Source organism: Amorphoplanes friuliensis DSM 7358 (assembly GCF_000494755.1).
Classification (GTDB): Bacteria; Actinomycetota; Actinomycetes; order Mycobacteriales; family Micromonosporaceae; genus Actinoplanes; species Actinoplanes friuliensis.
This window is the reverse complement of sequence record NC_022657.1, coordinates 8,173,979-8,200,467: the sequence shown is the minus strand read 5'-3', so window position 1 is coordinate 8,200,467 and position 26,489 is coordinate 8,173,979. Positions and strand designations below refer to the sequence as shown.

The window sequence follows — 26,489 nt, the reverse complement described above, 5'->3', positions numbered from 1 at the left end:
CCCTGGGGCGGTACTGGCTACCGCGGTCGCGCGGCAGCAGCGTGGGAGTCATGAAAACCTGGTTCATCACCGGTGCGGGCCGTGGTCTCGGCAACGTCTGGACGTCGGCGGCGCTCGGCCGCGGCGACCGCGTCGCCGCCACCGCCCGGCACCTCGAAGACCTCGAACCCCTCATCGACACGTACGGCGACAGCATCCTGCCGCTCGTCCTCGACGTCACCGACCGGCCGGCGGTGTTCGCGGCCGTCGAGCAGGCGGCGCACCACTTCGGCCGGCTCGACATCGTGGTCAACAACGCGGGGTACGGCCTCTTCGGCATGGTCGAGGAGACCACCGAGGAGCAGGCCCGCGCGCAGCTGGAGACCAACCTCTTCGGTGCGCTGTGGGTGACACAGGCCGTGCTGCCGATCATGCGGGCGCAGGGTGACGGCCGCATCCTGCAGGTGTCGAGCATCGGCGGCATCGCGGCGTTCCCGTCGCTCGGGCTCTACCACGCGTCGAAGTGGGCCCTCGAAGGCCTGAGCGAGTCGCTCGCCCAGGAGGTGGCCGGGCTCGGGATCAAGGTCACGATCGTCGAACCCGGCCCGTACGGCACGGGCTGGTCCGGGAGTTCGGCGGTGCACACCGAGCCGATCCCCGCGTACGAGCCGGTGCGGGATGCCCGCCGCGCCGGAGCGGCCGGTCGTGCGCCCGACGACCCGGCTGCGACCGCGCAGACCATCCTGGCGCTGGCCGACTCCACCGAGCCGCCACTGCGTCTCTTCCTCGGCTCCTTCCCGTACGCCGTGGCCGAGCGCGTCTACCGCGAGCGCCTCCGGACCTGGGAAGAGGGGCGTGCCCTGGGGTCCTGAGCTGCTCAGTGGAGGGGTGCGCGTCCGACCGTCCTCAGTGTTCACATCTTTCGCGGGCCGTTGACGAACCAGTGACACATCTGAAACATTGAATGCCCCGCGCCGCAAGAAGTTGGCAGCCACCGCGTAATTTCTGCGGCGCTCCCCGAAAGATCGTGGCAGACCCCCTCCCCCCGTTCCTCCGACATCGCGCACCCCTACCGCGCGCTGCGCTGCCGCGTACCCGCCGGCGGTGTGGCTCCCGCGGCGATCCCGTCTGTCTTCCTCACAGAACAAGGACGCCATGAAACGGAAGCACCTCAGCCGGAGGCTGCTCAGCGGCCTCTTCGCGGCGGGCCTGGTCGCCGCCGCGGCGCTCACGCCCACGCCCGCCCTCGCGGCCGGCGGACCCAACCTCTCCCTCGGCAAGCCGGCCTCCTCCAGCGGCAGCAACGGCCCGTACGGCGCCGGCAACCTCAACGACGGCAACGCGAACTCGTACTGGGAAAGCCCGTCCAACGCGTTCCCGCAGTGGGCGCAGATCGACCTCGGCAGTGCCGTCGCGGTCGACCAGGTGGTGCTCAAGCTGCCGCCCGCAACCGCGTGGGGCGCCCGTACGCAGACGCTCAGCGTGCAGGGCAGCACCAACGGCAGCAGCTTCAGCACCCTCTCGCCCTCGGCCGGCCGGGTCTTCGATCCCGCCTCGGCCAACACGGTCACGGTCAACTTCACCGCCGCGACCGTCCGGTACGTGCGGGTGAACGTCACCGGCAACACAGGCTGGCCCGCCGCTCAGCTGTCCGAGTTCGAGATCTACGGCGTGGGCGGTGGCACCACCGACCCCGACCCGGATCCCGACCCGCCGGCCGGCGCCAACCTGGCCACGGGCAAGCCGATCGAGGCGTCCTCCTCGATCTTCAACTTCGTGCCGGCCAACGCCAACGACAGCAGCCCGACGAGCTACTGGGAGTCCAACGGCTTCCCGGCGACGCTGACGGTGAAGCTGGGCGCGGACGCCGACGTCACCGGCGTGGTCGTCAAGCTCAACCCGGATCCGGCGTGGGGCACCAGGATCCAGAACATCCAGGTCCTCGGCCGCGCGCAGACCGCCACCGGTTTCACGTCGCTGAAGGCCCGCGCCGACTACACGTTCAACCCGGCGACCAACCAGAACTCCGTCACCATCCCGGTCAGCGGCCGTGTCTCCGACGTCCAGCTGCAGATCTTCAGCAACACCGGTGCTCCCGGTGGTCAGGTCGCCGACTTCCAGGTGCTCGGCACGGCCGCACCCAACCCCGACCTTGTTGTCACCGGTACGACGTGGACGCCGACCGCCCCCAGTGAGGGCACCGCGATCACCCTGTCGGCCACGGTGAAGAACCAGGGCACGGCGGCCGCCGCGGCGAACAAGGTCGACTTCAAGCTCGGCGGCACGGTGGTGGGCAGCGCAAACGTCGGTGCTCTCGCCGCCGGCGCCACGACCACCGTCTCGGCGAACGTCGGGGCGCAGCCGATGGGCAGTTACAGCGTCGCGACGACGGTCGACCCGGCCAACATCGTCGCGGAGCAGAACAACGCCAACAACACCTTCACCGCGTCCACGCAGCTGGTCGTCGGTCAGGCGCCCGGCCCGGACCTGCAGGTCACGGGCATCACGACCAACCCGGCGAACCCGGCCGCGGGTGCGGCGGTCTCCTTCACCGTCGCCGTGAACAACCGGGGCATCAGCGCCGCCGGTGCGTCCACGACCCGCATCACGGTGGGCAGCACAACGCTGAACGGCAGCACCCCGGCGATCGCGGCCGGTGCCACCACCACCGTTGCGATCAGCGGCACCTGGACCGCCACCAGCGGCGGCGCGACCGTGACGGCCACGGCGGACGCGGCCAACGCTGTCGCCGAGACCAACGAGAACAACAACACCCTCTCCCGCGCGGTGGTCGTCGGCCGCGGCGCCTCGGTGCCGTACGTCGAGTACGAGGCCGAAGCCGCCCGCTACTCGGGAACGCTGGTCGAGACGGATGCACTGCGGACGTTCGGGCACACCAACTTCGGCACCGAGTCCTCGGGTCGTAAGTCGGTCCGCCTGAACAGCACGGGGCAGTTCGTCGAGTTCACCTCGACCACCGCGTCGAACTCGATCGTCGTCCGCAACTCGGTGCCCGACGCGCCGAGCGGTGGCGGCCAGGACTACAGCCTCAGCCTCTACGCCAACGACCAGTTCGTGCAGAAGCTGACACTCTCGTCCCGCAACAGCTGGCTCTACGGCACGACCGACGACACCGAGTCACTGTCGAACTCGCCCTCGGCCGACGCCCGGCGCCTCTTCGACGAGTCGCACGCGCTGCTCGCGCAGTCGTACCCGGCCGGCACCCGCTTCAAGCTGCAGCGGGACGCCGCCGACACCGCGTCGTTCTACATCATCGACCTCATCGACCTGGAGCAGGTGGCACCCGCGGCGACCCAGCCGTCCGGCTGCACCTCGATCACCACGTACGGTGCGGTCCCGAACGACGGCAACGACGACACGGCCGCGATCCAGCGCGCCGTGACCGACGACGAGAACGGCGTGATCAGTTGTGTCTGGATCCCCGCCGGTCAGTGGCGCCAGGAGCAGAAGATCCTCTCGCCGGACCCCGCCCGCGGCCAGTACAACCAGAAGGGCCTGCGCAACGTCGTGATCCGCGGCGCCGGCATGTGGCACACCCAGCTGTACTCGAACACCCAGCCGCAGAACGTGGTCGGCAACATCAACCACCCGCACGAGGGCAACGTCGGCTTCGACATCGACGACAACACCCAGATCTCCGACCTGGCGATCTTCGGCAACACCCAGAACCGGGCGAACCGCGGCCACGGCCTCAACGGCCGGTTCGGCAAGAACACGAAGATCAGCAACGTGTGGATCGAGCACGTGAACGTCGGCGCCTGGGTCGGCCGCGACTACTCCGACACCCCCGCGTACTGGAACCCGGGCGACACCCTGGAATTCTCCGGCATGCGGATCCGGAACACGTTCGCGGACGGCATCAACTTCAGCAACGGCACCCGCAACTCACGCGTCTTCAACTCGTCTTTCCGGACGACGGGTGACGACTCGCTGGCAGTCTGGGCCAACCCGTACGTGAAGGACCAGGCGGTCGACATCGCGTCGAACAACCACTTCGTCAACAACACGGTGCAGCTGCCGTGGCGGGCGAACGGCATCGCCATCTACGGCGGTTCCAACAACTCGATCGAGAACAACCTGGTCTTCGACACGATGAACTACCCGGGCATCATGCTGGCCACCGATCACAGCCCGCTCCCGTTCGGCGGCACGACCCTGATCGCCAACAACGGCCTCTACCGTACGGGCGGCGCGTTCTGGAACGAGGACCAGGAGTTCGGGGCGATCACGCTGTTCCCGTCGACGAAGGACATCACCGGCGTCACCATCCGCGACACCGAAATCATCGACTCGACGTACGACGGCATCCAGTTCAAGAACGGCGGCGGCAACATGCCGAACGTCGCCATCACCAACGTCAAAATCGACCGGTCCGTCAACGGCGCGGGCATTCTGGCCATGAGCGGCGCCCGCGGCAACGCGACGCTCTCCAACGTCACCATCACCAACTCGGCCGACGGCAACATCGTCATCCAGCCGGGCTCGCAGTTCACCATCGCGGGCAGCTGACCGCGTGAATTAAATGGCCCCCGGCCTCGGCCGGGGGCCATTACCCTGTCCCGATGTCCCCGACGCTGCTGCTCATCTTCGGCCCGCCCGCCGTGGGGAAGATGTCGGTCGGTCACGAGATCGCCGAACGCACCGGCCTGCGGCTCTTCCACAACCACATCGCGATCGAGCCGGCGCTGCGGTACTTCGAGTTCGGCACCCCGCCGTTCCAGCGCCTGGTGGACGGCTTCCGTCAGGCGATCCTCGACGAGGTCGCGGCCAGTGACCTGCCCGGCCTGGTGTTCACGTTCGTCTGGGCCTTCGACCACCCCGGGGACGCCCGCACGGTGGCGAAGTACGTGGCCCCGTTCGGTGACCGGGCCCGATACCTGGAGCTGGAAGCGACCCAGGAGGAACGCCTGCGCCGCAACACCGGCGAGTTCCGCCTCGCGGAGAAGCCCTCGAAGCGCAACCTCGAATTCTCCCGCCGCTTGCTCCTCGCCGACGACGAGCGATACCGCCTGAACTCCATCGACGAATTCACCGGCCGCGACGACTACCTCCGCATCAACAACACCGATCTGACTCCCGCCGAGGTCGCCGACCGGACCATCACCAGATTTGGACTGCCATGGATGTCGTAGCCCAGTGGGTCCGCACAACCTGGACGAAGAAGTCCCGCGGCGGTGCGGAGGCGGCCCGCCGCAACGCCCTGCCGGTGGCGTTCCCCCTACCGGTGTTCCGCGTGCCCCTGACCCACCAAGTGGTCATGGACGAGGGGAGTGACTTCGACACCGGTTCATCGGTCGGCGACACCCTCCCCGAAGGTGTGCAACTGTCCGAAGCCGACGGTCGCCTCCGCGTCCACGTGACCGCGATCGCCCCGATGCCGCCCCGGAGCCGTCCGCCGGCCGTCCGCCTGAACCCGGGGGAGTGGTTGCGCTGGCAGATCAACTACCGCCTGGTCGGCCACTGTACGGGCGAGTGGAGCTACCGCTCAGACACGCTGAACCTCGCCTACCAGCCACGCGACGAGTTCTGCTTCACCGGCCCGCCGGCGCGCGTCATCGACGAGCTCGCTCACCTGCGCTGAGGCTCACCCGAGCGGGTTCTCCTTGTCGCGCAACGTCTGCAGGACTGTGGCGTACATGCGGGTCTTGATCGTCCCGAGGATGTCGCCCGCTTTCGGCGCCCGGGAGGCGGCGATCTCCACCGCCGTCGCGCGGACGGCACCTTCGTCGGTGATGCGGTCGACGATGCCCGCGGCGAGGGCGTCCGGCCCGCCGTAGCGACGCGCGGTGGTCATCGCCTCGTGCGCGGTCTGCGGAGCAAGACGCGACTGGACCAGCGCCGACATGCCCCGCGAGAACGGGATGTCGATGTCGACCTCCGGCAGGCACCAGTAACCACGGTCGGCGCGCATCACCCGGAAGTCGTGCGCGAGCGACAACATCGCCCCGGCCGCGAACGTGTGGCCCTGCAACGCCGCCACGGTGGTCATCGGCAACGACAGGAAGCGCGCGAACAGGTCGTGGACACTGACCACGTACGCCTCGAACTGGTCGCCGTGCTCACCGAGCCACTCGAGGTCGAGACCGTTCGAGTAGAACTTGCCGGTCGCCGCGGTCACCAGCGCCCGGGCGCCGTCCGCCTGCTCGACCTCGTCCAGAGCCGCGTTGACCGCGGTGAGCCAGTCGGGGTGGAAGCGGTTCTCGCCGTCGCCGAGGTCGAGCACAAACACGTCGTTCTGGCGGTCCAGGGTCGGCACGGCGGCTCCCTCGCAGCAGGATCAAAGCCCACCGGACGTTACTAGCCGGTAACTTAGCTGGCAAGGGGCACCTACGCCCGTCGATGATCGAGTAACCTGCGCGCCATGTCGATGTTCTCCCGCCTGTTCGGCGGCGGCGGCCGGTCGGTCGCACCCCTGCCGTACCCCCCGATGTCCCCGGAAGGACTCGCGGCCCGCTGGGTCCGCTGGGTCGCCGGCATCGGCCCGGTCCGCAACCCGGTCGGCGACGACTCCGGCCTCTACGCCGACATCAACCAGCCCGACGACGTCTGGTTCCTCGCCGGCACCTTCGGCGACAACGCCGAGCGCAGCTGCCCCGTCCCCGCTGGCCGCCCCCTGTTCTTCCCGGCCTTCAACATGTGGCACTGGCCGGCGCAGGGCCCGCCCAGCAGCATGCCGCACGCCTTCGGCACCCTGCTGGTCGACGGCCGGCCGTACGAGCTGGACGTGATCGCGACCCCGATCCCCTTCGAGGTCGCCGGCGCCGCCCTGAACCCGGTGACCCGCACCAAGGCCCGGATCCCCACGACGGTCTGGGGCATCTGGCGCAAACTCGACCCCCTGCCCCCAGGCCCCCACGTAGTCCAATTCTCCGGCGGCGACGGCCACGGCTTCACCGTCAACGTCACCTACCACCTGATGGTCGCCTAGGGAATCAGCAGAGCTTTCCCCGCGATCGACCGAGCCTCGATCGCGCGGTGAGCCTCCGCAGCGGCGGACAACGGATATTCGCGCCCGATCACCGGACTGATCCGTCCCTCCGCGGCCTCGCCCAGCGCCCGCGCCGTCAACCGCACCATCTCGGCGGCGCTGAACTGAACGTCGGCGATGCCTCGCAGACGAATGCCGCGCTCCGCCTGCACCGGGGCAAATTCGCCACTCGCCGCCCCGTGCGCCGAAACCCGCCCACCATCGACAACCAGCTCGAACGCCTCAGCGCCCAACGTGCCACCGACACCGTCCAGCAGCACATCCACGGACCACCCCTCGAAGGCGCCGGTCCACCCCTCAACGCTGTAGTCAACAACCGCATCGGCGCCGAGCCGGCGCACCAGGGCCAGCTTGTCTACACCGCGGGCAGCCCCCGTGACGTGCGCCTGATGCCGCCGGGCGAGCTGGACCAGCAGTGTCCCCATCCCGCCCGCGGCCCCGAGAATCAATACGCGATCACCGGGCCCGAGGCCGACGCCGTCGAGAATGCCCATCGCGGTCACCCCGTCGTGAGCAAGAGCAGCCGCCTCCCGCAACCCGAGCCCATCCGGAACCGGCACCACCCGCTCAACCCCGGTGCGGACGAACTCGGCGTAGGACCCCCGCGTTCCCGCACCCGCAACGACCCGCCGCCCAACCCAGGACGCCGAAACGCCCGGCCCGACGGCGACCACCGTGCCCGCTGCCGCGCCCCCCGGCACGTACGGCGGGCTCACACCGAACCTCTCACCCCAGCCACCACGAATCTGCGTCTCGACGTAGATCGTGTCGATGGCCGCGGCACGGATGACCACCTCACCGTCGCCGGCCCGCGGCTCAGGCAGATCCACCGGAACCAACACCTCCGGACCCCCGTACGCAAAAACTCGAATCGCACGCATGCCCGAACGCTAAAACCTCAACAACCGTTGAGGTCAAGCAAGGCGATTGGCTGCCCCTGGCTACCCTCGCCCCGTGATCAAGCGCCTGGTGATCGGCGGCTCCATAACGGCCATCCTGGCCGCCGCCCTGTGCTGGTGGCTGTCGTTCCTGTTCATCACCGCATTCGCCTCCGAAGGCCTGCTACCACCGGACTCACGAATGCCGGACCTACCACCCGGAGCAACGATCCTCGACGAGGACCTGTCCTGCGGCTCCGGCGGCTGTTCCCGTGTGCGCACAGTCCAACCCCCGCCCGGCCAGTCACCCGAGGACCTGGCCGACGAACTGAACCTCTCAACCGCCCGAACCGAAAACCCGACGCTGCTCAACCCAGCCTCGGTCCACCTGGGCGCCCACCCCCGCGGCAACAAACTAATCATTCACGCCAGCTACAAGTAGCCCGACAATTTGGTCGCAACGCTGCCGCCCACCGCCGCAACCGGCAAGGTACGTCCGCCTGACCCACCACCCACGCCGGCCTGCCGGACCCAAATCCCCACCGGCCACCACCGAGCGGCAGCCAGACCACCACCGCAAGGGGATCACCCAAGGCCCAGAAGCACCCAGCCCCGAAGTACCAAAATCCTGGCAAGAGAAAAACCCATGCAAGGTTGGGGCCGGGGGTGACCCAGCAGGACATAAAACGCTCCACAGTCAGCTGGGTCACCCCCGGCCCCAACCGTCCCACCGCAACCAAAAGAACAAACAAAAAAGGCCGCCGACCACATGGCCAACGACCCAAAAAGAAAAAGTGCCCCCGGCAGGATTCGAACCTGCGCTTTCGCCTCCGGAGGGCGACGCTCTATCCCCTGAGCTACGGGGGCTCAGCGAGAATGAGCCTAGCAGGCGCCGCGGAAGGGTCGCCAACCGGTTCCGCGGCGCGCCGGGTTACTGCAGGGTCTTGAGCATCGAGTCGATCAGGTTGATCTCGCTCTGCTGGCTACGGACCATCGACTGGGCCAGCCAGGTGACGTCGGGGTCGTCCGACTCGTCGAGGATTTCCTGGGCCATGTGGATGCCGCCGAGGTGGTGCTGGCGCATCAGGGTCAGGAACTGGGTGTCGAGGTCAACACCGGTGGCTTTGCGGAGGGTGGCGAGCTGCTCCGGGGTGGCCATGCCGGGCATCAGGCCGTTCTGGACCGAGCCCTGAGCGTTTTTCATCCAGGCCATCGGCGGCTGGCTGCTGCTGGGGCTGAGGTTCCAGTCGCGGAGCCAGGCCTGCATGTAGTTGATCTGGCCGTGCTGGGTGAGGGCGATGTCGCCGGAGAGGGTGACGACCGCCGCGTTGGTCGAGTTCGCGTGGGCGATCATCGACATCTCCACCGCCTGCGCGTGGTGGGTGCTCATGTCGCGCAGGAAGCCGGCCTCGACGGAGTCGTCCCCCGGTGTGCTGGTGCGGGTGGCGAAGAAGCCGATGGCGAGGCCGGCGATCAGGCCGAGGACGAGCACGACGGCGAGGGTCGCCACCCCGAACCGGTTGCGGCCGGTCGGGGTGGCGCCGTTGATCGGGGCGTCGGCCGGGGCCGGCGCGTTCGACTCGGTGGAGACGGTCATCAGTTGCCCGGGGCGGCGGCCTGCAGCGGGCCGGTCGTCGTGTTGCCGCTGGAGCAGGCGGCGCCGGGCTCCAGGGAGGCGTTCAGGCGGAGGTCCTTGATGAACTCGTCGATGCGGCCGTCGTCGGCGTTGTCGAGCTTGAGCTGGTAGCCCCAGGCCTGCAGGGAGATGTTCTTGTCGAGGTTCGCGACGGGGCTCATGAGCATGAAGTCCCGGCCTTCGACCTTTTCCTGCAGCTTGGCGACCTGGTCGGCGGCGAGGCCCTGCTTGTACGTCACCCAGACCGCGCCGTGCTCGAGGCTGTGGACCGCGTGCTCGTTGGCGATGGGCTCGGGGTAGACGTCACCCATGCAGTTCTGCCAGACGGAGTTGTGGGCGCCGCCGACGGGCGGGTTCGTCACGTACGTCTGGGGGCCTTCCTTGTGCTCCTGCGAGTCGATCGCGGGGTCTTTCTTCTCGCGGTAGTTGACGATGCCCTCGATGCCGGCGGCGCGGTCCTGCCAGGGCTGGGTGCCCTTGACGGACGCGAAGACGCCGTACCCGATGATCCCGACCGCGATCAGGACGACCACGCCGGCGACCGCGATGGGGCCCCAGTTGCGGCCACCGCTGACCTTGACGGGGGTGACGGGCTTGCGGCCCTTGCCCTTGCCCTGGGGGCCCTTGCCCGGCGGACGGCTTCCCGGCTTGGCGCCGGTGGACTTGGCGGCGGGGGGTTTGCCCTGCCCCGACGTCTTGTCGACCTTCACGGTGGACGGGACCCGTTCGGGACCCGGGGTGCTCATGCTCATCGTGCCTCGTCAATTCGTGGGGAAGGTCGGGCCGGGCCCGCGAGCAGGCCCCGGTACGCCGCCGGGCGCCAAAGTCTACCCGGATAGCATGGCTCGGTGACTCCCGCTGACCTCGCTGCCACCGTTCTCACAGCTGCGCGTGCTGTATTCGTCACCCGCGGCCTCGACGTCTCGTTGCTGCCCGCGACGACGACGGTGGAGCGGCCCCGTAACCCTGAGCACGGCGATTATGCCTCGACGATGGCCATGCAGCTCACCAAGAAGGTGGGTGTGCCGCCGCGTGAGCTGGCCGCGGCCCTCGCTGAGGAGTTGAGCAGCTTGCCCGGCATCAAGTCGGTGGAGATCGCGGGGCCGGGCTTCCTCAACATCCGGCTGGACGCGGCCGCCGCCGGGGTGCTGGCGCGGGACGTGGTGCTGGCGGGGAAGGAGTACGGCCGCACCGACCGTCTCGCCGGCCAGCGGATCAACCTCGAGTTCGTCTCCGCGAACCCCACGGGTCCCGTGCACATCGGCGGTGTCCGGTGGGCGGCGGTCGGTGACGCGTTGTCCCGTTTGCTGCGGGTCGCGGGCGCCGATGTCGGCACCGAGTACTACTTCAACGACGCCGGATCGCAGATCGACCGCTTCGCGCGTTCCCTGTACGCCGCGGCGAAGGGTGAGCCGGCGCCCGAGGACGGGTACGGCGGCGCGTACATCGCGGAGATCGCCACGGCGGTGCAGTCGACCGCGCCCGACGTGCTGAAGCTCGACGAGCCGGCGGCGCTGGAGGTGTTCCGGGTCGAGGGCGTGAAGCTGATGTTCGCCGAGATCCGGGCGTCGCTGGACGAGTTCGGCGTGCACTTCGACACGTACTTCAACGAGAAGGACCTGCACGACCGGGGTGAGCTGCAGGAGGCTCTCGACCGGCTGCGCGAGCAGGGGCACATCTTCGAGGCCGACGGCGCGACCTGGCTGCGGACGACCGAGTTCGGTGACGACAAGGACCGGGTGCTGCGCAAGTCGGACGGCGACTGGACCTATTTTGCCGCGGACTGCGCCTACTACCTGGACAAGCGCAAGCGTGGCTTCGACCGGGTCGTGATCATGCTGGGTGCGGATCACCACGGGTACATCGGCCGGATGAAGGCCATGTCGGCGTGTTTCGGCGACGACCCGGAGAAGAACCTCGAGATCCTGATCGGCCAGCTGGTCAGCCTGGTCCGCAACGGTGAGCCGCTGCGGATGAGCAAGCGCGCCGGCACGGTCATCACGCTGGAGGACTTCGTCGACGCCCTGGGTGTGGACGCCACCCGGTACGCCCTGGCGCGCTATTCGTCGGACTCGCCGATCGACATCGACATCGACCTGTGGACGCGGGCGAAGAGCGACAATCCTGTCTACTATGTCCAGTATGTCGCTGCTCGGACCGCCAGCGTCGCCCGTCAGGCGGCCGAGGTGGGACTGACCCGGGGCGAGCCGGACGCGTTCCGGCCGGAGCTGCTCGTGCACGAGAAGGAGAACGACCTCCTCAAGGCGCTGGGCGAATATCCGGCCGTGGTCGGCAGCGCCGCCGAGCTGCGGGAGCCCCACCGGGTGGCCCGCTACCTCGAGGACCTGGCCGGCGACTACCACCGGTTCTACGACAAGTGCCGGGTCACGCCGATGGGCGACGAGGAGATCACCGACCTGATGCGGGCGCGTCTGTGGCTGAACGACGCCACCCGAACGGTGATCGCGAACGGTTTGGCGCTACTGGGCGTCTCCGCGCCCGAGAGGATGTAGTCATGCGGGCACACGAGGCCGGGGCGCTGCACGGCGACCACGGCAACAGGGGGCCGGCCTGGCTGCGTACCCCCGAGGACGTCAACGGTCTGGTGCCGCAGCTGTGGCCGCGGACCGTGACCCGCGCGGACGCCGGGGCTCTGGAGATCGGGGGCGTGAGCGTCCTCGATCTGGCGGCAGAGTACGGCACCCCGGCCTACTTCCTCGACGAGGAGGATCTGCGGTCGCGCTGCCGCGACTTCGCCTCGGCCTTCGCCGGTGCGGACGTCTATTACGCGGGCAAGTCGTTCCTCTGCAAGGCCGTGGTGAAGGTCGTGAACGAGGAAGGACTCTTCCTCGACGTCTGCACCGGTGGCGAGCTGGCCGTCGCGCTGGCGGCGGGTTTCCCGGCCGAGCGGATGGGTTTCCACGGCAACAACAAGTCGCTGTCCGAGCTGACCCGGGCGCTGGACGCGGGTGTCGGCCGGATCATCCTGGACTCGTTCCAGGAGATCGACCGGCTGACCGCGCTGGCCACCGAGCGTGGGGTCCGGCCCAAGGTCCTGATCCGGGTCACCGTCGGTGTCGAGGCGCACACGCACGAGTTCATCGCGACGGCCCACGAGGACCAGAAGTTCGGCTTCTCGCTGGCCGGCGGGGCCGCGTTCGAGGCGGCGATCCGGGTGCTCGACGAGGGTGTGCTCGACCTGCACGGCCTGCACTCGCACATCGGCTCGCAGATCTTCGACACGTCCGGTTTTGAGGTTGCGACCCGGCGCGTGGTCGAGCTGCAGGCGCAGATCCGCGACGCCCGCGGGGTCGAGCTCGCCGAGCTGGACCTCGGTGGCGGCTTCGGCATCGCCTACACGACGCAGGACGACCCGTCGCCGGCCGCGGACCTGGCCAAGCGGATCAACAAGATCATCGCCAGCGAGTGCGACGCCTCGTCCCTGAAGATCCCCAAGCTCTCCATCGAGCCCGGCCGGGCCATCGTCGGTCCCTCTGTCTTCACTCTGTACGAGGTGGGCACGGTCAAGGACGTGGACGGCATCCGCACGTACGTGAGTGTCGACGGCGGCATGAGCGACAACATCCGTACCGCGCTCTACGACGCTTCGTACTCGGCGACATTGGCCGGTCGTAAGTCCGAGGCGCCCCCGCTGCTCGCCCGCGTCGTGGGAAAGCATTGTGAATCCGGGGACATTGTCGTGAAGGATGAATTCCTGCCCGCCGACGTGCAGCCCGGAGATCTTCTCGCCGTGCCCGGTACGGGTGCGTACTGCCGGAGCATGGCCAGCAATTACAACCACGTGCCCCGGCCGCCGGTGGTTGCCGTGCGTGACGGCGCGTCTCGCGTGATCGTCCGCCGGGAGACCGAAGATGATCTGCTCGCATTGGATGTGGGATGAGTTCTGAAAAGCCCGCGGTTCGGCTGGCTCTGCTCGGTTGCGGCACTGTCGGCAGTGAGGTCGTGCGGCTGCTGCACGAGCAGGCCGCTGACCTGACCGCCCGGATCGGCGCCCCTCTGGAGCTCGTCGGCATCGCCGTGCGCCGGCCCGGTCGCCAGCGGGGCACGATCGACCCCGCGCTCTTCACCACCGACGCGCTCGGCCTGGTCAAGCGGGACGACGTCGACGTGGTCATCGAGGTCGTCGGTGGCATCGAGCCGTCGCGCACCTGGCTGACCGAGGCGCTGCGGGCCGGCAAGAGTGTCGTCACGGCCAACAAGGCCCTGCTCGCCGAGGACGGCGCAACGCTGCACGACGCGGCCGCCGAGGGCGGTGCCGACCTCTACTACGAGGCCGCGGTCGCCGGGGCGATCCCGCTGCTCCGGCCGCTGCGCGAGTCGCTGCACGGTGACCGCGTCACCCGGGTCACCGGCATCGTGAACGGTACGACCAACTTCATCCTGTCGTCGATGGACGCGACCGGCGCCGGCTTCGGTGAGGCGCTCGACGAGGCCACCGAGCTCGGCTATGCGGAGGCCGACCCGACCGCCGACGTCGAGGGTTTCGACGCCGCCGCCAAGGCCGCCATCCTCGCCTCGCTGGCGTTCCACACCCGGGTCACCGCCGCGGACGTGTTCCGCGAGGGCATGACCGGTGTGACGGCGGCGGACATGGCCAGCGCCAAGGAGATGGGCTGCACGATCAAGCTCCTCTGCATCGCGCAGCGCGGCCCGGACTCGACCGGCAACGAGTCGGTCAGCGTCCGCGTCCACCCGGCGATGATCCCGCGCAGCCACCCGCTCGCCGGTGTCGGTGACGCGTTCAACGCGGTCTTCGTCGAGGCCGAGGCCGCGGGGCAGCTCATGTTCTACGGCCGGGGAGCCGGGGGTACGCCCACAGCGAGCGCAGTGCTCGGCGACATCGTGGCGGCCGCCCGCAACCGCATCTCGGGCACCCGCGCGCCCAGCGAGAGCTCGTACGCGCACCTGCCGATCCGGCCCATCGGTGAGTCGGTCACGCGCTATCACATCAGTCTCGACGTGGCGGATCGTCAGGGTGTGCTCGCCACCGTCGCCGGTGTCTTCGCCAAACACGAGGTGTCCATCGCAACCGTCCGGCAGTCCGGGCGGGAGGAGGACGCGACCCTCGTGATCGTGACCCACGGTGCGCCGGACGCCAACCTGGCGGCCACCGTGGAGGATTTGCGTTCGCTGGACATCGTGCGGTCGATCGCCAGCGTGTTGCGGGTCGAGGGCGGGGTGTAATCCCGCCAGGTGGACGTGCGTCCCGCTATTCGGTGGCGTGGGGCATCCTTGGACAGTCGTCGACGAAGGGGCAGGACCATGTGGCGGGGTTTGATCGAGGCATACCGGGACCGGCTGCCGGTCACCGAAGCCACCCCGGTGGTCACACTGCACGAGGGCAACACGCCCCTCGTGCCCGCTCCCGTGCTGTCGCAGCGGACGGGCGCCGACGTCTACCTGAAGGTCGAGGGCGCCAACCCCACCGGCTCCTTCAAGGACCGCGGCATGACGATGGCCGTGTCCAAGGCCGTCGAAGAGGGCTCGAAGGCGATCATCTGCGCGTCCACCGGTAACACGAGTGCCTCGGCTGCGGCGTACGCCGCCCGGGCCGGGATCACCTGCGCGGTGCTGGTCCCGCAAGGCAAGATCGCGCTGGGCAAGCTGGCGCAAGCGCTGGTCCACGGCGCAAAGTTGCTGCAGGTCAACGGCAACTTCGACGACTGTCTGGCGCTCGCCTCGAAACTGTCCCAGGACTTCCCGGTGTCCCTGGTCAACTCGGTCAACATCTTCCGCCTCCACGGCCAGAAAACCGCCGCGTTCGAGATCGTCGAGGCGCTGGGCACGGCACCCGACATCCACTGCCTCCCCGTCGGGAACGCCGGCAACATCTCCGCGTACTGGATGGGCTACCAGGAGGACCACGAAGCGGGCAACAGCAAGATCCTGCCCAAGATGTACGGCTTCCAGGCGTCCGGCGCCGCCCCGATCGTCAACGGCCAGGTGGTCCCGGAACCGTCGACCATCGCCACCGCGATCCGCATCGGCAACCCGGCCAGCTGGACCAAAGCGCTCGACGCCCGCGACAACTCCGGCGGCCTGATCTCCGCGGTGACCGACCGGGAGATCCTCTCCGCGTACAGGTTGCTGGCCCGTGAGGTCGGTGTTTTTGTCGAGCTCGGCAGCGCGGCGAGTGTCGCGGGTCTGCTCCAGCAGGCCGAGGCGGGAATGATCCCGGCGGGCAGCACGGTCGTCTGCACGGTGACCGGCCACGGCCTCAAGGACCCGGAGTGGGCGATCAGCACCGCGCCGTCGCCCACCACGATCCAGAACGACGTGCTGGCCGCGGCCCGCGCCCTCGACATGGCCTGAGTTCGGGCCTTCGACTGGCCTGGGTCCGGGAGGTTGGGCCTTGGCCGGTTTTTTGAAGGCCCAACTTCAATGATGTTGGGCTTGGGTCAGGCCGCTTGCCTTCGACATGGTCTGAGTCGGGGCCTTCGACTGGCCTGGGTCCGGGAGGTTGGGCCTTGGCCGGTTTTTTGAAGGCCCAACTTCAGTGATGTTGGGCCTTGGCTCAGGCTGCTTGTCCTGGACATGGCCTGGGTCGGGGCCTTCGACTGGCCTGGGTCCGGGAGGTTGGGCCTTGGCCGGCTTCTTGAAGGCCCAACCTCAGTGATGTTGGGCCTTGGCTCAGGCTGCTTGCCCTCGACATGGTCTGAGTCGCGGCTCTGGCGGCCTTGGTGGCTCGCGTGGCCTCGCGGCGCTTGCCGCCTTCGTGGCTCTTGCGGCATGAGCCCCGCGGTCAGGCCTGGGCTTTGTTCGCGGAGGCCTCGCAGCTTGTTGCTTCGGCGTCCTCGGCTGCCACGCGGACCATGGCCTGCAGGCCGTCGTGGACCGTGCGTAGTTCTTCGTCGGTGAGGCGGCCCAGTAGGCGGGCCTGCTTCTCGGCGCCCGCTGTGATGATCTTGCCGATCATGTCCTGGCCGTTGCCACTCAGGGTGATCCGGCGGACGCGGCGGTCGTGGGGATCCTCGGCCCGGGTCACCAGGTTGTTGGCGACCAGCCGGTCGACCATGCCGCTCATCGTGGCCAGGCTGACACCCAGCAGGCCGGCGAGCTCACGCCCCGACGTGTCACCCAGACGGTAGAGCACCAGCAGGATCTTGAGCTGGGGCATCGTCAGCTGTGACGAGAACAGCGGATCCGACCGGTCATGGGCAAACAGGTGCTGGAGACGTTCCTGCGCGCCCATAATGTCCGCGATGAGTCGTTCGTTGTCGGTCACCGGCACCTCCTGTGTTGCGTGCCGATGGCCGCTTGACGTCCGTCCTGTGACCGGACGGTATCAGCGACCCCCGGCGTAAAACCATTTGTTCGCGTCGGGCAAACTATATGCCTTGGCCGAACTTTCACGGGGGAGCAGATGTCGTTTCTGACCAGGCTCAGTCTCGCTAACCGGGGGCTCGTCGCCCTCATCGCGGTGGTGATCACCGGCTTCGGCATCTACACGGTGCCGTCCCTCAAGCAGCAGCTGCTGCCGTCGCTCGAGTTCCCCGGCGCGTTCATCGGGGTGGTCCTGCCGGGCGCGAGCCCGGAGATCATGGAAGAGCAGGTGACCAAGCCGATCGAGGACGCCGTCAAGGGCGCCGACGGCCTGGACACCATCACCTCGACGACCCGCGAGGGCTCGGCCACGATCCAGGTCCTCTTCGAGTTCGGCACCGACCTCGACAACGCCGTCAACCAGCTGACCACCTCGGTCAACCGGATCCAGCCGACGCTGCCCGACGACGTCGAGCCGACCATCTTCGCCGGCAGCACCGACGACATCCCGGCGATCATCCTCGCCGCGTCCGACGGCAAGAACGACCAGGCGGCGCTGGCCAACCGTCTCCAGCAGACGGTCGTCCCCGAGCTGAACGCGATCGAGGGCGTCCGCGAGGTCGCCGTCACCGGCACCCGTGACCAGCAGGTCGTGATCGTGCCCGACCGCGCCAAGCTGGGCGCCGCCGGTGTCGACCCCCGGTCGATCGCCACGCTCCTGCAGAACAACGGCATTTCCATCCCGGCCGGTGCGGTCACCGACGGGAGTCGTTCGCTCAGCGTCCAGGTCGGTACGCCGATCGCGACCGTCGACCAGCTCAAGGGGCTCTACCTCAACGGCAGCAAGGGCCCGGTGCGGCTCGACTCGGTCGCCTCGGTCACGCAGCAGCTCGCCGCGGCGACGTCGTTCACGCGTACCGATGGGGTCGAGAGCCTGGGCATCGCGGTCACCGCGTCGCCGGACGGCAACCCGGTCAACATCTCCCACGAGGTGCGCGACAAGCTCGCCGAGCTGGAGTCCGCTTCCGGTTCGACGCTCACCGTCATCACCGACCAGGCGCCGTTCGTCGAGCGTTCGATCGAGAGCCTGACGACCGAGGGTCTGCTCGGCCTGATCATGGCCGTGATCGTGATCCTGGTCTTCCTGCTGTCGGTCCGCTCGACCCTGGTCACCGCGGTGTCGATCCCGCTCTCCGTGGTCATCGCGCTGATCGCCCTCAAGCTCGGCGACTACTCGCTCAACCTGCTGACGCTCGGCGCACTGACGATCGCGGTCGGGCGGGTGGTCGATGACTCGATTGTCGTGCTCGAAAACATCAAACGGCATCTCGGGTACGGCGAAGCCAAGACCCACGCGATCACCGCCGGCGTCAAGGAGGTCGCCGGTGCGGTGACCGCCTCGACGCTGACGACCGTCGCCGTCTTCGCACCGATCGCCCTCGTCGGCGGTTTTGTCGGCCAGCTGTTCGCGCCGTTCGCCATCACGGTCACGGTCGCACTGATCGCGTCGCTGTTCGTGTCGCTGACCGTGGTGCCGGTGCTCGCGTACTGGTTCCTGAGCCCGGCCGCCGGTGGTTCCGAGTCCGAGGAGGTCCGCAAGGCCGCCGAGGAGAAGGAGCTCCGCAGCCCGCTGCAGCGTGCGTACCTGCCGATCATCCGCTGGGTCACCCGCAGCAAGGGCACCCGCTGGAGCACGGTCGCGATCGGCGTCGTGGTGCTGATCGGCACGCTCGGGCTGGCCAGCCGGCTCGAGACGAACTTCCTCGACGAGTCCGGCCAGGACACCATCACCGTCAGCCAGGACCTGCCCGTCGGCACCGACCTGGCCGCGACCAACGAGGCGGCCAAGAAGGTCGAGGCGATCCTCGCGACCCGCGGTGACGTCAAGAACTACCAGGTCACGGTGGGCAACGGGGACTTCAACCCGTTTGTCGGCTCGGGCGGTGCCAGCGGCGCCAGCTTCAACGTGGCGCTGAAGGACGACGTCGACGCGGCCGAGGTCTCCGACGAGCTGCGCGAGCAGTTCAAGGGCATGACCGACGTCGGTGAGGTCACCATCGGCAGCGACAGCGGCACCGGCTTCGACGGCAGCGCACTCGCCGTGGTCGTGCAGGCCGCCGACCAGACGGCGCTGGAGTCCGCGACCAAGCAGGTCCAGGACGCCATGGCCGGCACCAAGGACGTCACCGACGTGAGCAGCTCGCTCGCGGCGAGCGTTCCCCGCCTGGACGTCAAGGTGGACCGGGCCGCCGCCGCGGCCCGCGGCCTCACCGAGAGCGCGATCGGCCAGTCCGTCGCCGGGGCGTTCCGCGCGGCACCGGCCGGTCAGATCAGCATCGACGGCGTCAGCCAGAGTGTCGTCGTCACTCTGGGCGCACCGCCCAAGGACGCCGCTGCCCTGCGCAACCTTCCCCTGACGGCTCCGAACGGTCAGGTCGTCACGCTCGACTCGGTCGCCGACGTCAGTGAGGTCGACGGCCCCGAAGAGGTCACCCGGATCGACGGCAACCGCAGCGTCACGGTCAACGGCACCGCCACCGGCTCGAATCTGAGCAAGACGACCGCCGACCTGACGGCACGGCTCGACGACCTGCAGTTGCCGCCCGGCGCGTCGTACGAGATCGGCGGGGTGAGCCAGGATCAGGCGGACGCGTTCGCGGACCTCGGTCTGGCCGTGCTCGCGGCCATCGCGATCGTCTTCGTGATCATGGTGGCCACGTTCCGCAGCCTGCTCCAGCCGCTGCTGCTGCTCGTCTCCATCCCGTTCGCGGCCACCGGTGCGATCGCGCTGCTGCTCGCGACCGGAACCCCGCTCGGCGTACCGGCGTTGATCGGCGTACTGATGCTCGTCGGCATCGTGGTCACCAACGCGATCGTCCTCATGGACCTGATCAACCATTACCGCCAGGCGGGACTGGGCGTTCAGGAGGCGGTCATCGAGGGTGGCCGGCACCGGCTGCGCCCGATTCTCATGACGGCGATCGCGACCATCTTCGCGCTGCTGCCGATGGCCCTGGGCCTCACCGGCGAGGGCGGCTTCATCTCTCAGCCACTGGCCATTGTGGTCATCGGCGGTCTGGTGAGCTCGACGCTGCTGACGCTGGTCCTGGTGCCGACGCTCTACACGATGGCGGAGAACACCAAGCTCAAGGCCCGCACCCGCCGCGAACGCAAGCGGGCCCTGAAGGCGGTCGAATCCAGCGGAGCCGGTGGGGACGCGCCCAAGCACGCGGCCGACGAGCCGGAAGTGGTCGTCCCGGCCGACGACCCGACTCCGGCGTCCAGCGGCGGCGCGCACGAGGCGCCCGAGGGTGAGCCGGCCGGAAGCCCGGCCCGGTCCTCGGCCGATCCGCAGAGCGGTGCGCTGCGCGGATACACGGACCAGTTCGAGGTTCTGAAGATGCCGCGGCGCCCGGCAAACCCGCCGACCGCCTGACCCTGTTTGTTGCACAACCGCCGCGGCGGCCGGTCCGATCAGGGCCGGCCGCCGCTGCCGGTAGATTCCGGTACGTGGCGACTCCCTTCTCGGTCCTTACCCGCAACCGCGACTTCCGGCGCCTGTTCGCGGCCGAGCTAGTTGTCTTCGGCGCCGACTGGTTCGTGATGGTGCCGCTGCTGGTCCTGCTCCCGGAACTCACCGGCAGCGGCGTCTGGGGCGCGCTGGTGCTCGCCGCCGACACGGGGATCACCGCGCTGCTGCTCCCGTACACCGGAACCATCGCCGACCGCCTCGACCGCCGCACGATTTTGATCGTGTCGAACATCGCGGCGCTGCTCGCCACGCTGCTGCTCTTCACCGTCCGATCCGAGGCCACCGCACCGCTGGCCCTCGTGGCGATCGGCGCGGTCGCCGTGGCCAAGGCCTTTTACTCGCCGGCCGCATCCGCCGCCCTCCCGAACGTCGTCGACCCGGACGACCTCGCCGCGGCCAACTCGGTCGCCGGCTCCGCCTGGGGCACGATGACCATCGTCGGGGCGTCCCTCGGCGGCATCGTCAGCAGCGCCTTCGGCCCGTACGTGAGCTTCGCGGTCGCCGGCGTCAGCCTCTTCGCCGCCGCCGTCCTCACCACACTGATCCGCCGGCCACTGCAGGCACCCCGCGACCCGTCGGCCGTACCCGTCCGCGCCTGGTCCGCCCTGATCGAAGCCCTGCGCTACATCGGCGCGCGGCCCCGGATCCGCGCCCTGGTCACGGTGAAATCCGCAGTCGGCCTCGGCAACGGCGTCCTGACCGTGTTTCCCCTGCTGGCCGGCCTGTACGGCGTGGGCGCCCTGGGCGCCGGCCTGCTCTTCGCCGTCCGCGGCGCCGGCGCCCTGGTCGGCCCGCTCGTCATGCGCCCCGTCCTGAACCACCGCACCTGGCTCCTGCCCGGCCTCGCCCTGTCGATGAGCCTGTACGGCCTCGGCTACATCGGGGTCGCCTTCGCACCGTGGTTCCCGCTGGTGCTCGTGCTGGTCTTCGTGGCCCACTTCGCCGGCGGCACGAACTGGGTTTTGTCCAACTACGCCCTGCAGGGCGAAGTCCCGGACCGCCTGCGGGGCAGGGTCTTCGCCACCGACATGATGCTCGCCACCCTGGCCATCTCGGTGAGCCAGCTCGGCGCGGCCTTCTTCGTGGACCACGTCGACGAGCACGTGATCCTCGCGGCCTGCGGCCTGATCACTCTGCTGTACGCCATCGGCTGGCGCATCGCCACCCGCAACCTGTCGCTGGCCGACCCGGCATCACCGCCGGCACCGGAGGAACCGGCGCTGCCACCGGCCACACCCGCTCCGACCACCGACACCACCCGGGTCGACGACGCATCGGCCTCTGATGTGTCCGTCACGCAAGTAGAAAGCCCCAAGGACTGAGGCCACCAGGCCGGTGGTGGTCGGCGGTCGGCTGCCTGTGGCCGGAGGTGGGCGGCAGCGGCCGGCGATGGCCGAGGTAGCCGGCGGGCACCGGCCGGCGGTAAGCGGTGGCTGCTGGCCGTGGCGGTCTCGCGCGAAGCGTGGCCGAGGCGGCCCGCGGTGGGCGGCAGGGGGCGGCAGTAGGTAGTCGGCCGGGGTGGGGTCAAGGGGTCAGAGATTTCCGCCGGTCGAACGGGGGTCGTTGTTTTGGCCGGTGCCATCACCAGGGCCGGTGTTGCCTCCGGACGAAACTTCGGCGCCCGAACCGAATCCGCTGTCCGTGGCAACACCGTCGGGAGCTGCTCGGTCCGGAGCTGCCCATTCCGATGTGACTCCGGCTGGTGTGACTCCACCCGGAGCGACGCCTCCTGAAGGCATCCCGCTGCCAGGACCGGGACCGTCGTAGCCGCCAGGTGCTGAGTCGGAGTGGGCGTCCGCCGCTGCACCGGGATAACCACCCGGGGCGGCGCCGGAGAACGCGCCGGGTCCGGGTGCCGTGCCGCTGTAGCCGGCAGCTGCGGCGCCTGGATATCCGCCGACTCCCGGCGCAGCGCCGACTCCAGGTGCATCGCCGCCCGTAGGTGCAGCGCCGACAGGTGCATCGCCGCCAGCAAGTGCAGCGCCGGCAGGTGCGGCGCCGCCGGCAGGTGCAGCGCCGGGGTATGGGCCGGGCCCGGATGGGGTGCCGAAACCGGCAGGTGCGCCGCCGGGGTAACCGCCGAGTCCGGGATTCGAGCTGCCATAGCCGGCAGGTCCGGGGCCTGAGCCGCCGTAGCCGTCAGGCGCGGCGCCGGGGTAACCGCCAGGGCCCGAGCCGCCGTAGCCGTCAGGCGCAGCGCCGGGATAGCCGCCGGCACCCGAGCCGCCGCCGTAGCCGCCCGGAGCAGCCGCGCTGCCGGCGCCGGAGTTGCGGGTGGCGATCGCGGCGATGAGCAGGCCGACCCCGCCCGCCGAGACCACCGAGGTGATCAGCCCGATGATGCCGCTCACCACCCCGAAGCGGGTCGATGAGAAGTCGGCCGCGCGGATCATCCACGGGAAGGACACTGTCCAGAGCAGCTGGAAGATCGAGCCGAGCGCGAGCGCACCCAGCCCGAGCCGGGCCAGCAGGACGCTGCGGGGGTTGAGGCGATTTTTTCGGGTGGCGAGCACGACGAAGCCCGCGATCAGCACCGCCAGCAGCGGCAGGTGCCCGAGGGCGATGGAGAAGACGTACCCGATCGTCATGGTCGGCACCGTAACCGGTGGGTGCGACATTCCGGTGACGCGCGGTTGATGATCAACCCCTAGCATGGGCCGAATGGGCCTGACCTTCGTCTCCGAGCCGGTACGGGTGAGTACGCCGGCCACCAGCGCCAACCTCGGGCCGGGGTTCGACTCGCTGGGCCTCGCGCTCACGCTCTACGACGACCTGTCGGCGCGGGTGACCGGTGATTCGTTCACCGTGTCCGTGAGTGGTGAGGGTGCGGGGGAGCTGCCGGCCGACGAGTCGCATCTGGTTGTGCGGGCCATGCTCGCCACCTTCGATGAGCTGGGTGAACGTCCGAAGGGTGTGGCTGTCGAGTGCGTCAATCGCATCCCTCAGGCGCGCGGGCTGGGGTCGTCGTCGGCGGCCATCGTCGGCGGGGTTCAGCTGGCGCGGGCGCTGGTGCGGGAGCAGCTGAGTGACGAGGATGCCCTGCGGATCGCCGCGCGGCTCGAGGGGCATCCGGACAATGTCGCGCCGTGCCTGCTCGGGGGCTTCACCATTGCGTGGACGGAGGGCGCCGGGTCCCGGGCCGTACGCCTGGACGTTGCTGACGGCGTACAGGCGACGGTTTTTGTTCCGGAGGAACGGGGGCTGACCTCGACGGCGCGGGCGGCGCTGCCCAGTGCCGTGCCGCACGCAGACGCCGCGTTCAATGCGGGGCGGACGGCTCTGCTCGTGCACGCGCTGACCAGGGAGCCTGCGCTTCTGCTGGCGGCCACCGAGGACCGTTTGCACCAGGGTTACCGGGCCGAGGCGATGCCGGGGACGGCGTCGCTGGTGGCCTCGTTGCGTTCTGTCGGGGTTGCGGCAGTTGTCAGCGGTGCGGGTCCCACGGTGCTGGCTCTGACGCCTGTGCCAGGGGATTTCCATCCGGGTTCGGCCTGGCGCGCGGAGTCGTTGGGCGTGGATAGCACCGGTGCTCTTGTCAAAGGGAGTATGGTGGAACACGCCGAGCGGGGCCCTGTTGCCGCAGGTCGTCAGAGTTGACTACGCTCAAGACCTAGCAGCTTGAAGATCTGGCACAGCCGCGAAGCAAGCGATCTCTAGCGGTTCGGCGCGCACCCCCGAGATTCATGGCATTCTGCCGGTCTCAATCTTCTCCAGGCACACGCCGAGCAGCGGATCCTCAGATCGCTGCACTCGCCGAGACCTATCCGTCAATGTCCGACGGGTCGGGAAACCGTCGAGCTGCCGTGCTGCAAAACTCCCGCGCCGCAGGTGCGAAGCGGGTTCCGAGGGCACCCGGCCACCAGGCTGCAGACCCGGGTGGACTTGGCTTTTTCGACGGAAGGAATCCATTGAGCGACACCACCGACGTGACGTCGGGTGTTTCTGACGTCGCTGACGACGGCGCCACCACCGCGGCTGTCACCAAGCGTCGTCGTGGCGGCACCGGGCTGTCGGCGATGCTGCTGCCCGAGTTGCAGAGTCTCGCCGCGTCCCTCGGCATCTCCGGCACCGCGCGGATGCGCAAGGGCGAGCTCATCACCGCCATCTCGGAGCGTCAGAACGGCGGGGCTCCGGCCGCGCCCGCCAAGAGCACCCCCCGTACGCGCAGCACGAACGGCTCCGCCGCTGCTGCGGCAGTTGTCGAGCCCGTGACGGCTCCGCCGGTCGCCGCCCCCGTGGCGAAGGCCCCGCCGGCGCAGGCCGCTGCAGTGCAGGCCCCGGCTGTTCAGGCTTCCGCTGCCCAGCCCGAGGCTGCTCAGGCCCCGGCCGTCCAGGCTCAGGCTCCGGCTGCTCAGGCCCCTGTGGCCGAGGCCGCCCCGAGCGTCGCTGACCGGTCCGCGGCTCCCGCGACGACCGAGCAGCCCGCGACCGAGGGTGAGTCCGGCCGCCGCAGCCGCCGCGATCAGAACCGTGACAACGCTCCGGCCGACGGCCAGGGCGACGGCGAGCGCACCGAGCGGACCGATCGCGGTGACCGGCCCGAGCGTGGCGAGCGCAACCGGGACCGTCAGCGCAACCCGCGGTCCGAGGGCGGCGAGCGCAACGACCGGAACGATCGCGGGGATCGCCCCGATCGTGGCGAGCGCAACGACCGCGGCCCGCGCACCGAGAACGGCCCGCGGAACGACAACGGGCCCCGGAACGACAACGGTCCGCGGAACGACAACGCGCCCCGCAATGACAACGCGCCGCGCAACGACAACGGTCCGCGCAACGACAGCAACGACGACGAGGACGGCGACAACGGCGAGGGCGGTCGGCGCAGCCGGCGCAGCCGGTTCCGTGACCGCCGCCGTGGCCGCGACCGTGACGGCGAGGCCGGTGGCGGTGGTGGCCGCGACGGCGGCCGTGAGGGCGGGCGCGACAGTGGCCGCGACGGTGGCCGCGAGCCCCACGTCAACGACGACGACGTCCTCGTGCCGGTGGCAGGCATCCTCGACGTGCTGGACAACTACGCGTTCGTCCGCACGACGGGTTACCTCTCCGGCCCCAACGACGTCTACGTCTCGATGTCGCAGGTCAAGAAGCACGGGCTGCGCCGCGGTGACGCGGTCACCGGCGCCGTGCGGGCGGCCCCGCGCAACGAGGGCAGTGGCGACCAGCGCCGCGACAAGTACAACCCGCTGGTCCGGCTGGACACCATCAACGGCATGGAGCCCGAGGAGGCCCGCCGGCGTCCCGAGTTCTACAAGCTGACCCCGCTGTACCCGCAGGAGAGGCTGCGTCTCGAGACCGAGGCGCACATCCTCACCACGCGGGTCATCGACCTGGTCATGCCGCTCGGCAAGGGCCAGCGCGCCCTGATCGTCTCGCCGCCGAAGGCCGGTAAGACGATGGTGCTGCAGGCGATCGCCAACGCGATCACCCACAACAACCCCGAGTGCCACCTGATGGTCGTGCTTGTCGACGAGCGCCCCGAAGAGGTCACCGACATGCAGCGCTCGGTCAAGGGCGAGGTCATCGCGGCCACGTTCGACCGGCCGCCGCAGGACCACACCACGGTCGCCGAGCTGGCGATCGAGCGGGCCAAGCGCCTGGTCGAGCTGGGCCACGACGTGGTCGTGCTGCTCGACTCGGTGACGCGGCTCGGCCGGTCGTACAACCTGGCGGCTCCGGCCTCCGGCCGCATCATGTCCGGTGGTATCGATTCGACGGCGCTCTACCCGCCGAAGCGGTTCCTCGGTGCGGCGCGCAACATCGAGAACGGTGGTTCGCTCACCATTCTCGCGACGGCGCTGGTGGAGACCGGCTCGATGATGGACACGGTCATCTTCGAGGAGTTCAAGGGCACCGGCAACGCGGAGCTCAAGCTCGACCGGAAGATCGCGGACCGGCGTACGTTCCCGGCCATCGACATCCACCCGTCGGGTACGCGTAAGGAAGAGATCCTGCTCGGCAAGGAAGAGCTGGCGATCGTCCACAAGCTGCGCAAGGTGCTGAGCTCGCTGGAGTCCTCGGCCGCTCTGGACCTCCTGCTCGACCGGCTCAAGCAGTCCCGGACGAACATCGAGTTCCTGATGCAGATCGCCAAGTCCACGCCTGGCGAGTAAACGCCCGAAAACGGCATAAAGGGGCAGTCACCGCGAGGTGGCTGCCCCTTCGTCGCACAAC

20 protein-coding genes and 1 tRNA gene are annotated in these 26,489 nt (G+C 69.3%); 14 read left to right on the top strand and 7 right to left on the bottom strand.

The window, feature by feature from the left end; genetic code table 11:
- Nucleotides 1-50: 50 nt before the first annotated feature.
- The 4 genes from AFR_RS37740 to AFR_RS37725 all read left to right on the top strand — a co-directional run bounded on the left by AFR_RS37740 (nucleotide 51) and on the right by AFR_RS37725 (nucleotide 5,581).
- Entirely contained in the window at nucleotides 51-851 is an 801-nt protein-coding gene (locus AFR_RS37740) for an SDR family NAD(P)-dependent oxidoreductase (RefSeq protein WP_023562098.1), read from the top strand.
- A 283-nt stretch (nucleotides 852-1,134) separates the two neighbouring features.
- Nucleotides 1,135-4,509 carry a CARDB domain-containing protein gene (locus AFR_RS37735; RefSeq protein WP_023562097.1) on the top strand — a complete coding sequence of 1,125 codons (3,375 nt, stop codon included), beginning with the start codon at nucleotides 1,135-1,137 and terminating at the stop codon, nucleotides 4,507-4,509.
- 53 nt (nucleotides 4,510-4,562) lie between these two features.
- Entirely contained in the window at nucleotides 4,563-5,132 is a 570-nt protein-coding gene (locus AFR_RS37730) for an AAA family ATPase (protein ID WP_023562096.1), read from the top strand.
- Nucleotides 5,120-5,581 carry a hypothetical protein gene (locus AFR_RS37725; RefSeq protein WP_023562095.1) on the top strand — a complete coding sequence of 154 codons (462 nt, stop codon included), beginning with the start codon at nucleotides 5,120-5,122 and terminating at the stop codon, nucleotides 5,579-5,581. The genes AFR_RS37730 and AFR_RS37725 overlap by 13 nt, the downstream gene beginning before the upstream one ends.
- Nucleotides 5,582-5,584: 3 nt before the next feature.
- Here the strand turns inward: AFR_RS37725 and AFR_RS37720 are convergent, their stop codons facing one another.
- Entirely contained in the window at nucleotides 5,585-6,256 is a 672-nt protein-coding gene (locus AFR_RS37720; RefSeq protein WP_023562094.1) for an enoyl-CoA hydratase-related protein, read from the bottom strand.
- Nucleotides 6,257-6,361: 105 nt separating this feature from the next.
- Between AFR_RS37720 and AFR_RS37715 the strand changes: the two genes are divergently transcribed.
- Nucleotides 6,362-6,928: a hypothetical protein gene (locus AFR_RS37715; protein WP_023562093.1), complete on the top strand. Its 567-nt coding sequence runs from the start codon at nucleotides 6,362-6,364 to the stop codon at nucleotides 6,926-6,928.
- Here AFR_RS37715 and AFR_RS37710 read toward each other — a convergent pair.
- Complete coding sequence (locus tag AFR_RS37710; protein WP_238547186.1) at nucleotides 6,925-7,830, bottom strand: zinc-binding dehydrogenase; 906 nt, start codon at nucleotides 7,828-7,830, stop codon at nucleotides 6,925-6,927. The genes AFR_RS37715 and AFR_RS37710 overlap by 4 nt on opposite strands.
- A 112-nt stretch (nucleotides 7,831-7,942) precedes the next feature.
- On the opposite strand from AFR_RS37710, the gene AFR_RS37705 reads away from it, so the two are divergent.
- Entirely contained in the window at nucleotides 7,943-8,308 is a 366-nt protein-coding gene (locus AFR_RS37705) for a hypothetical protein (RefSeq protein WP_023562091.1), read from the top strand.
- A gap of 353 nt (nucleotides 8,309-8,661) precedes the next feature.
- Here the strand turns inward: AFR_RS37705 and AFR_RS37700 are convergent.
- The 3 genes from AFR_RS37700 to AFR_RS37690 all read right to left on the bottom strand — a co-directional run bounded on the left by AFR_RS37700 (nucleotide 8,662) and on the right by AFR_RS37690 (nucleotide 10,254).
- A tRNA-Arg gene (locus AFR_RS37700) sits at nucleotides 8,662-8,733 on the bottom strand.
- 64 nt (nucleotides 8,734-8,797) lie between these two features.
- Nucleotides 8,798-9,463, bottom strand: a complete 666-nt coding sequence (locus AFR_RS37695; protein WP_023562090.1) for a DUF305 domain-containing protein — start codon at nucleotides 9,461-9,463, stop codon at nucleotides 8,798-8,800.
- Nucleotides 9,463-10,254, bottom strand: coding sequence for a thioredoxin-like domain-containing protein (locus tag AFR_RS37690; protein ID WP_041841432.1), 792 nt, complete (start codon nucleotides 10,252-10,254; stop codon nucleotides 9,463-9,465). The genes AFR_RS37695 and AFR_RS37690 overlap by 1 nt, the downstream gene beginning before the upstream one ends.
- Before the next feature lie 96 nt (nucleotides 10,255-10,350).
- Between AFR_RS37690 and argS the strand changes: the two genes are divergently transcribed.
- From argS to thrC, 4 genes are all read left to right on the top strand, one after another.
- Nucleotides 10,351-12,015, top strand: a complete 1,665-nt coding sequence (gene argS, locus AFR_RS37685) for an arginine--tRNA ligase (protein ID WP_023562088.1) — start codon at nucleotides 10,351-10,353, stop codon at nucleotides 12,013-12,015.
- Between the two features lie 2 nt (nucleotides 12,016-12,017).
- Nucleotides 12,018-13,403, top strand: coding sequence for a diaminopimelate decarboxylase (gene lysA / locus AFR_RS37680; protein WP_023562087.1), 1,386 nt, complete (start codon nucleotides 12,018-12,020; stop codon nucleotides 13,401-13,403).
- The gene (locus tag AFR_RS37675) at nucleotides 13,400-14,707 is read left to right on the top strand and encodes a homoserine dehydrogenase (protein ID WP_023562086.1); all 1,308 of its coding nucleotides are present in this window, start codon (nucleotides 13,400-13,402) and stop codon (nucleotides 14,705-14,707) included. The genes lysA and AFR_RS37675 overlap by 4 nt, the downstream gene beginning before the upstream one ends.
- Before the next feature lie 78 nt (nucleotides 14,708-14,785).
- Nucleotides 14,786-15,835 carry a threonine synthase gene (gene thrC / locus AFR_RS37670; protein WP_023562085.1) on the top strand — a complete coding sequence of 350 codons (1,050 nt, stop codon included), beginning with the start codon at nucleotides 14,786-14,788 and terminating at the stop codon, nucleotides 15,833-15,835.
- 430 nt (nucleotides 15,836-16,265) lie between these two features.
- Here thrC and AFR_RS37665 read toward each other — a convergent pair whose 3' ends face one another.
- The gene (locus AFR_RS37665; RefSeq protein ID WP_023562084.1) at nucleotides 16,266-16,748 is read right to left on the bottom strand and encodes a MarR family winged helix-turn-helix transcriptional regulator; all 483 of its coding nucleotides are present in this window, start codon (nucleotides 16,746-16,748) and stop codon (nucleotides 16,266-16,268) included.
- A 138-nt stretch (nucleotides 16,749-16,886) separates the two neighbouring features.
- Between AFR_RS37665 and AFR_RS37660 the strand changes: the two genes are divergently transcribed.
- A complete protein-coding gene (locus AFR_RS37660; RefSeq protein ID WP_023562083.1) occupies nucleotides 16,887-20,222 on the top strand; it encodes an efflux RND transporter permease subunit in 3,336 nt (1,111 codons plus the stop codon).
- A gap of 74 nt (nucleotides 20,223-20,296) precedes the next feature.
- Nucleotides 20,297-21,640: an MFS transporter gene (locus AFR_RS37655; protein ID WP_023562082.1), complete on the top strand. Its 1,344-nt coding sequence runs from the start codon at nucleotides 20,297-20,299 to the stop codon at nucleotides 21,638-21,640.
- A 210-nt stretch (nucleotides 21,641-21,850) separates the two neighbouring features.
- Here the strand turns inward: AFR_RS37655 and AFR_RS46500 are convergent, their stop codons facing one another.
- A complete protein-coding gene (locus AFR_RS46500; RefSeq protein WP_148308187.1) occupies nucleotides 21,851-22,906 on the bottom strand; it encodes a hypothetical protein in 1,056 nt (351 codons plus the stop codon).
- Between the two features lie 73 nt (nucleotides 22,907-22,979).
- Between AFR_RS46500 and thrB the strand changes: the two genes are divergently transcribed.
- Complete coding sequence (gene thrB / locus AFR_RS37645; RefSeq protein WP_023562080.1) at nucleotides 22,980-23,915, top strand: homoserine kinase; 936 nt, start codon at nucleotides 22,980-22,982, stop codon at nucleotides 23,913-23,915.
- 311 nt (nucleotides 23,916-24,226) lie between these two features.
- On the top strand, nucleotides 24,227-26,428 hold the full coding sequence (gene rho / locus AFR_RS37640; RefSeq protein ID WP_023562079.1) for a transcription termination factor Rho: 2,202 nt from the start codon (nucleotides 24,227-24,229) through the stop codon (nucleotides 26,426-26,428).
- Nucleotides 26,429-26,489 lie beyond the last annotated feature (61 nt).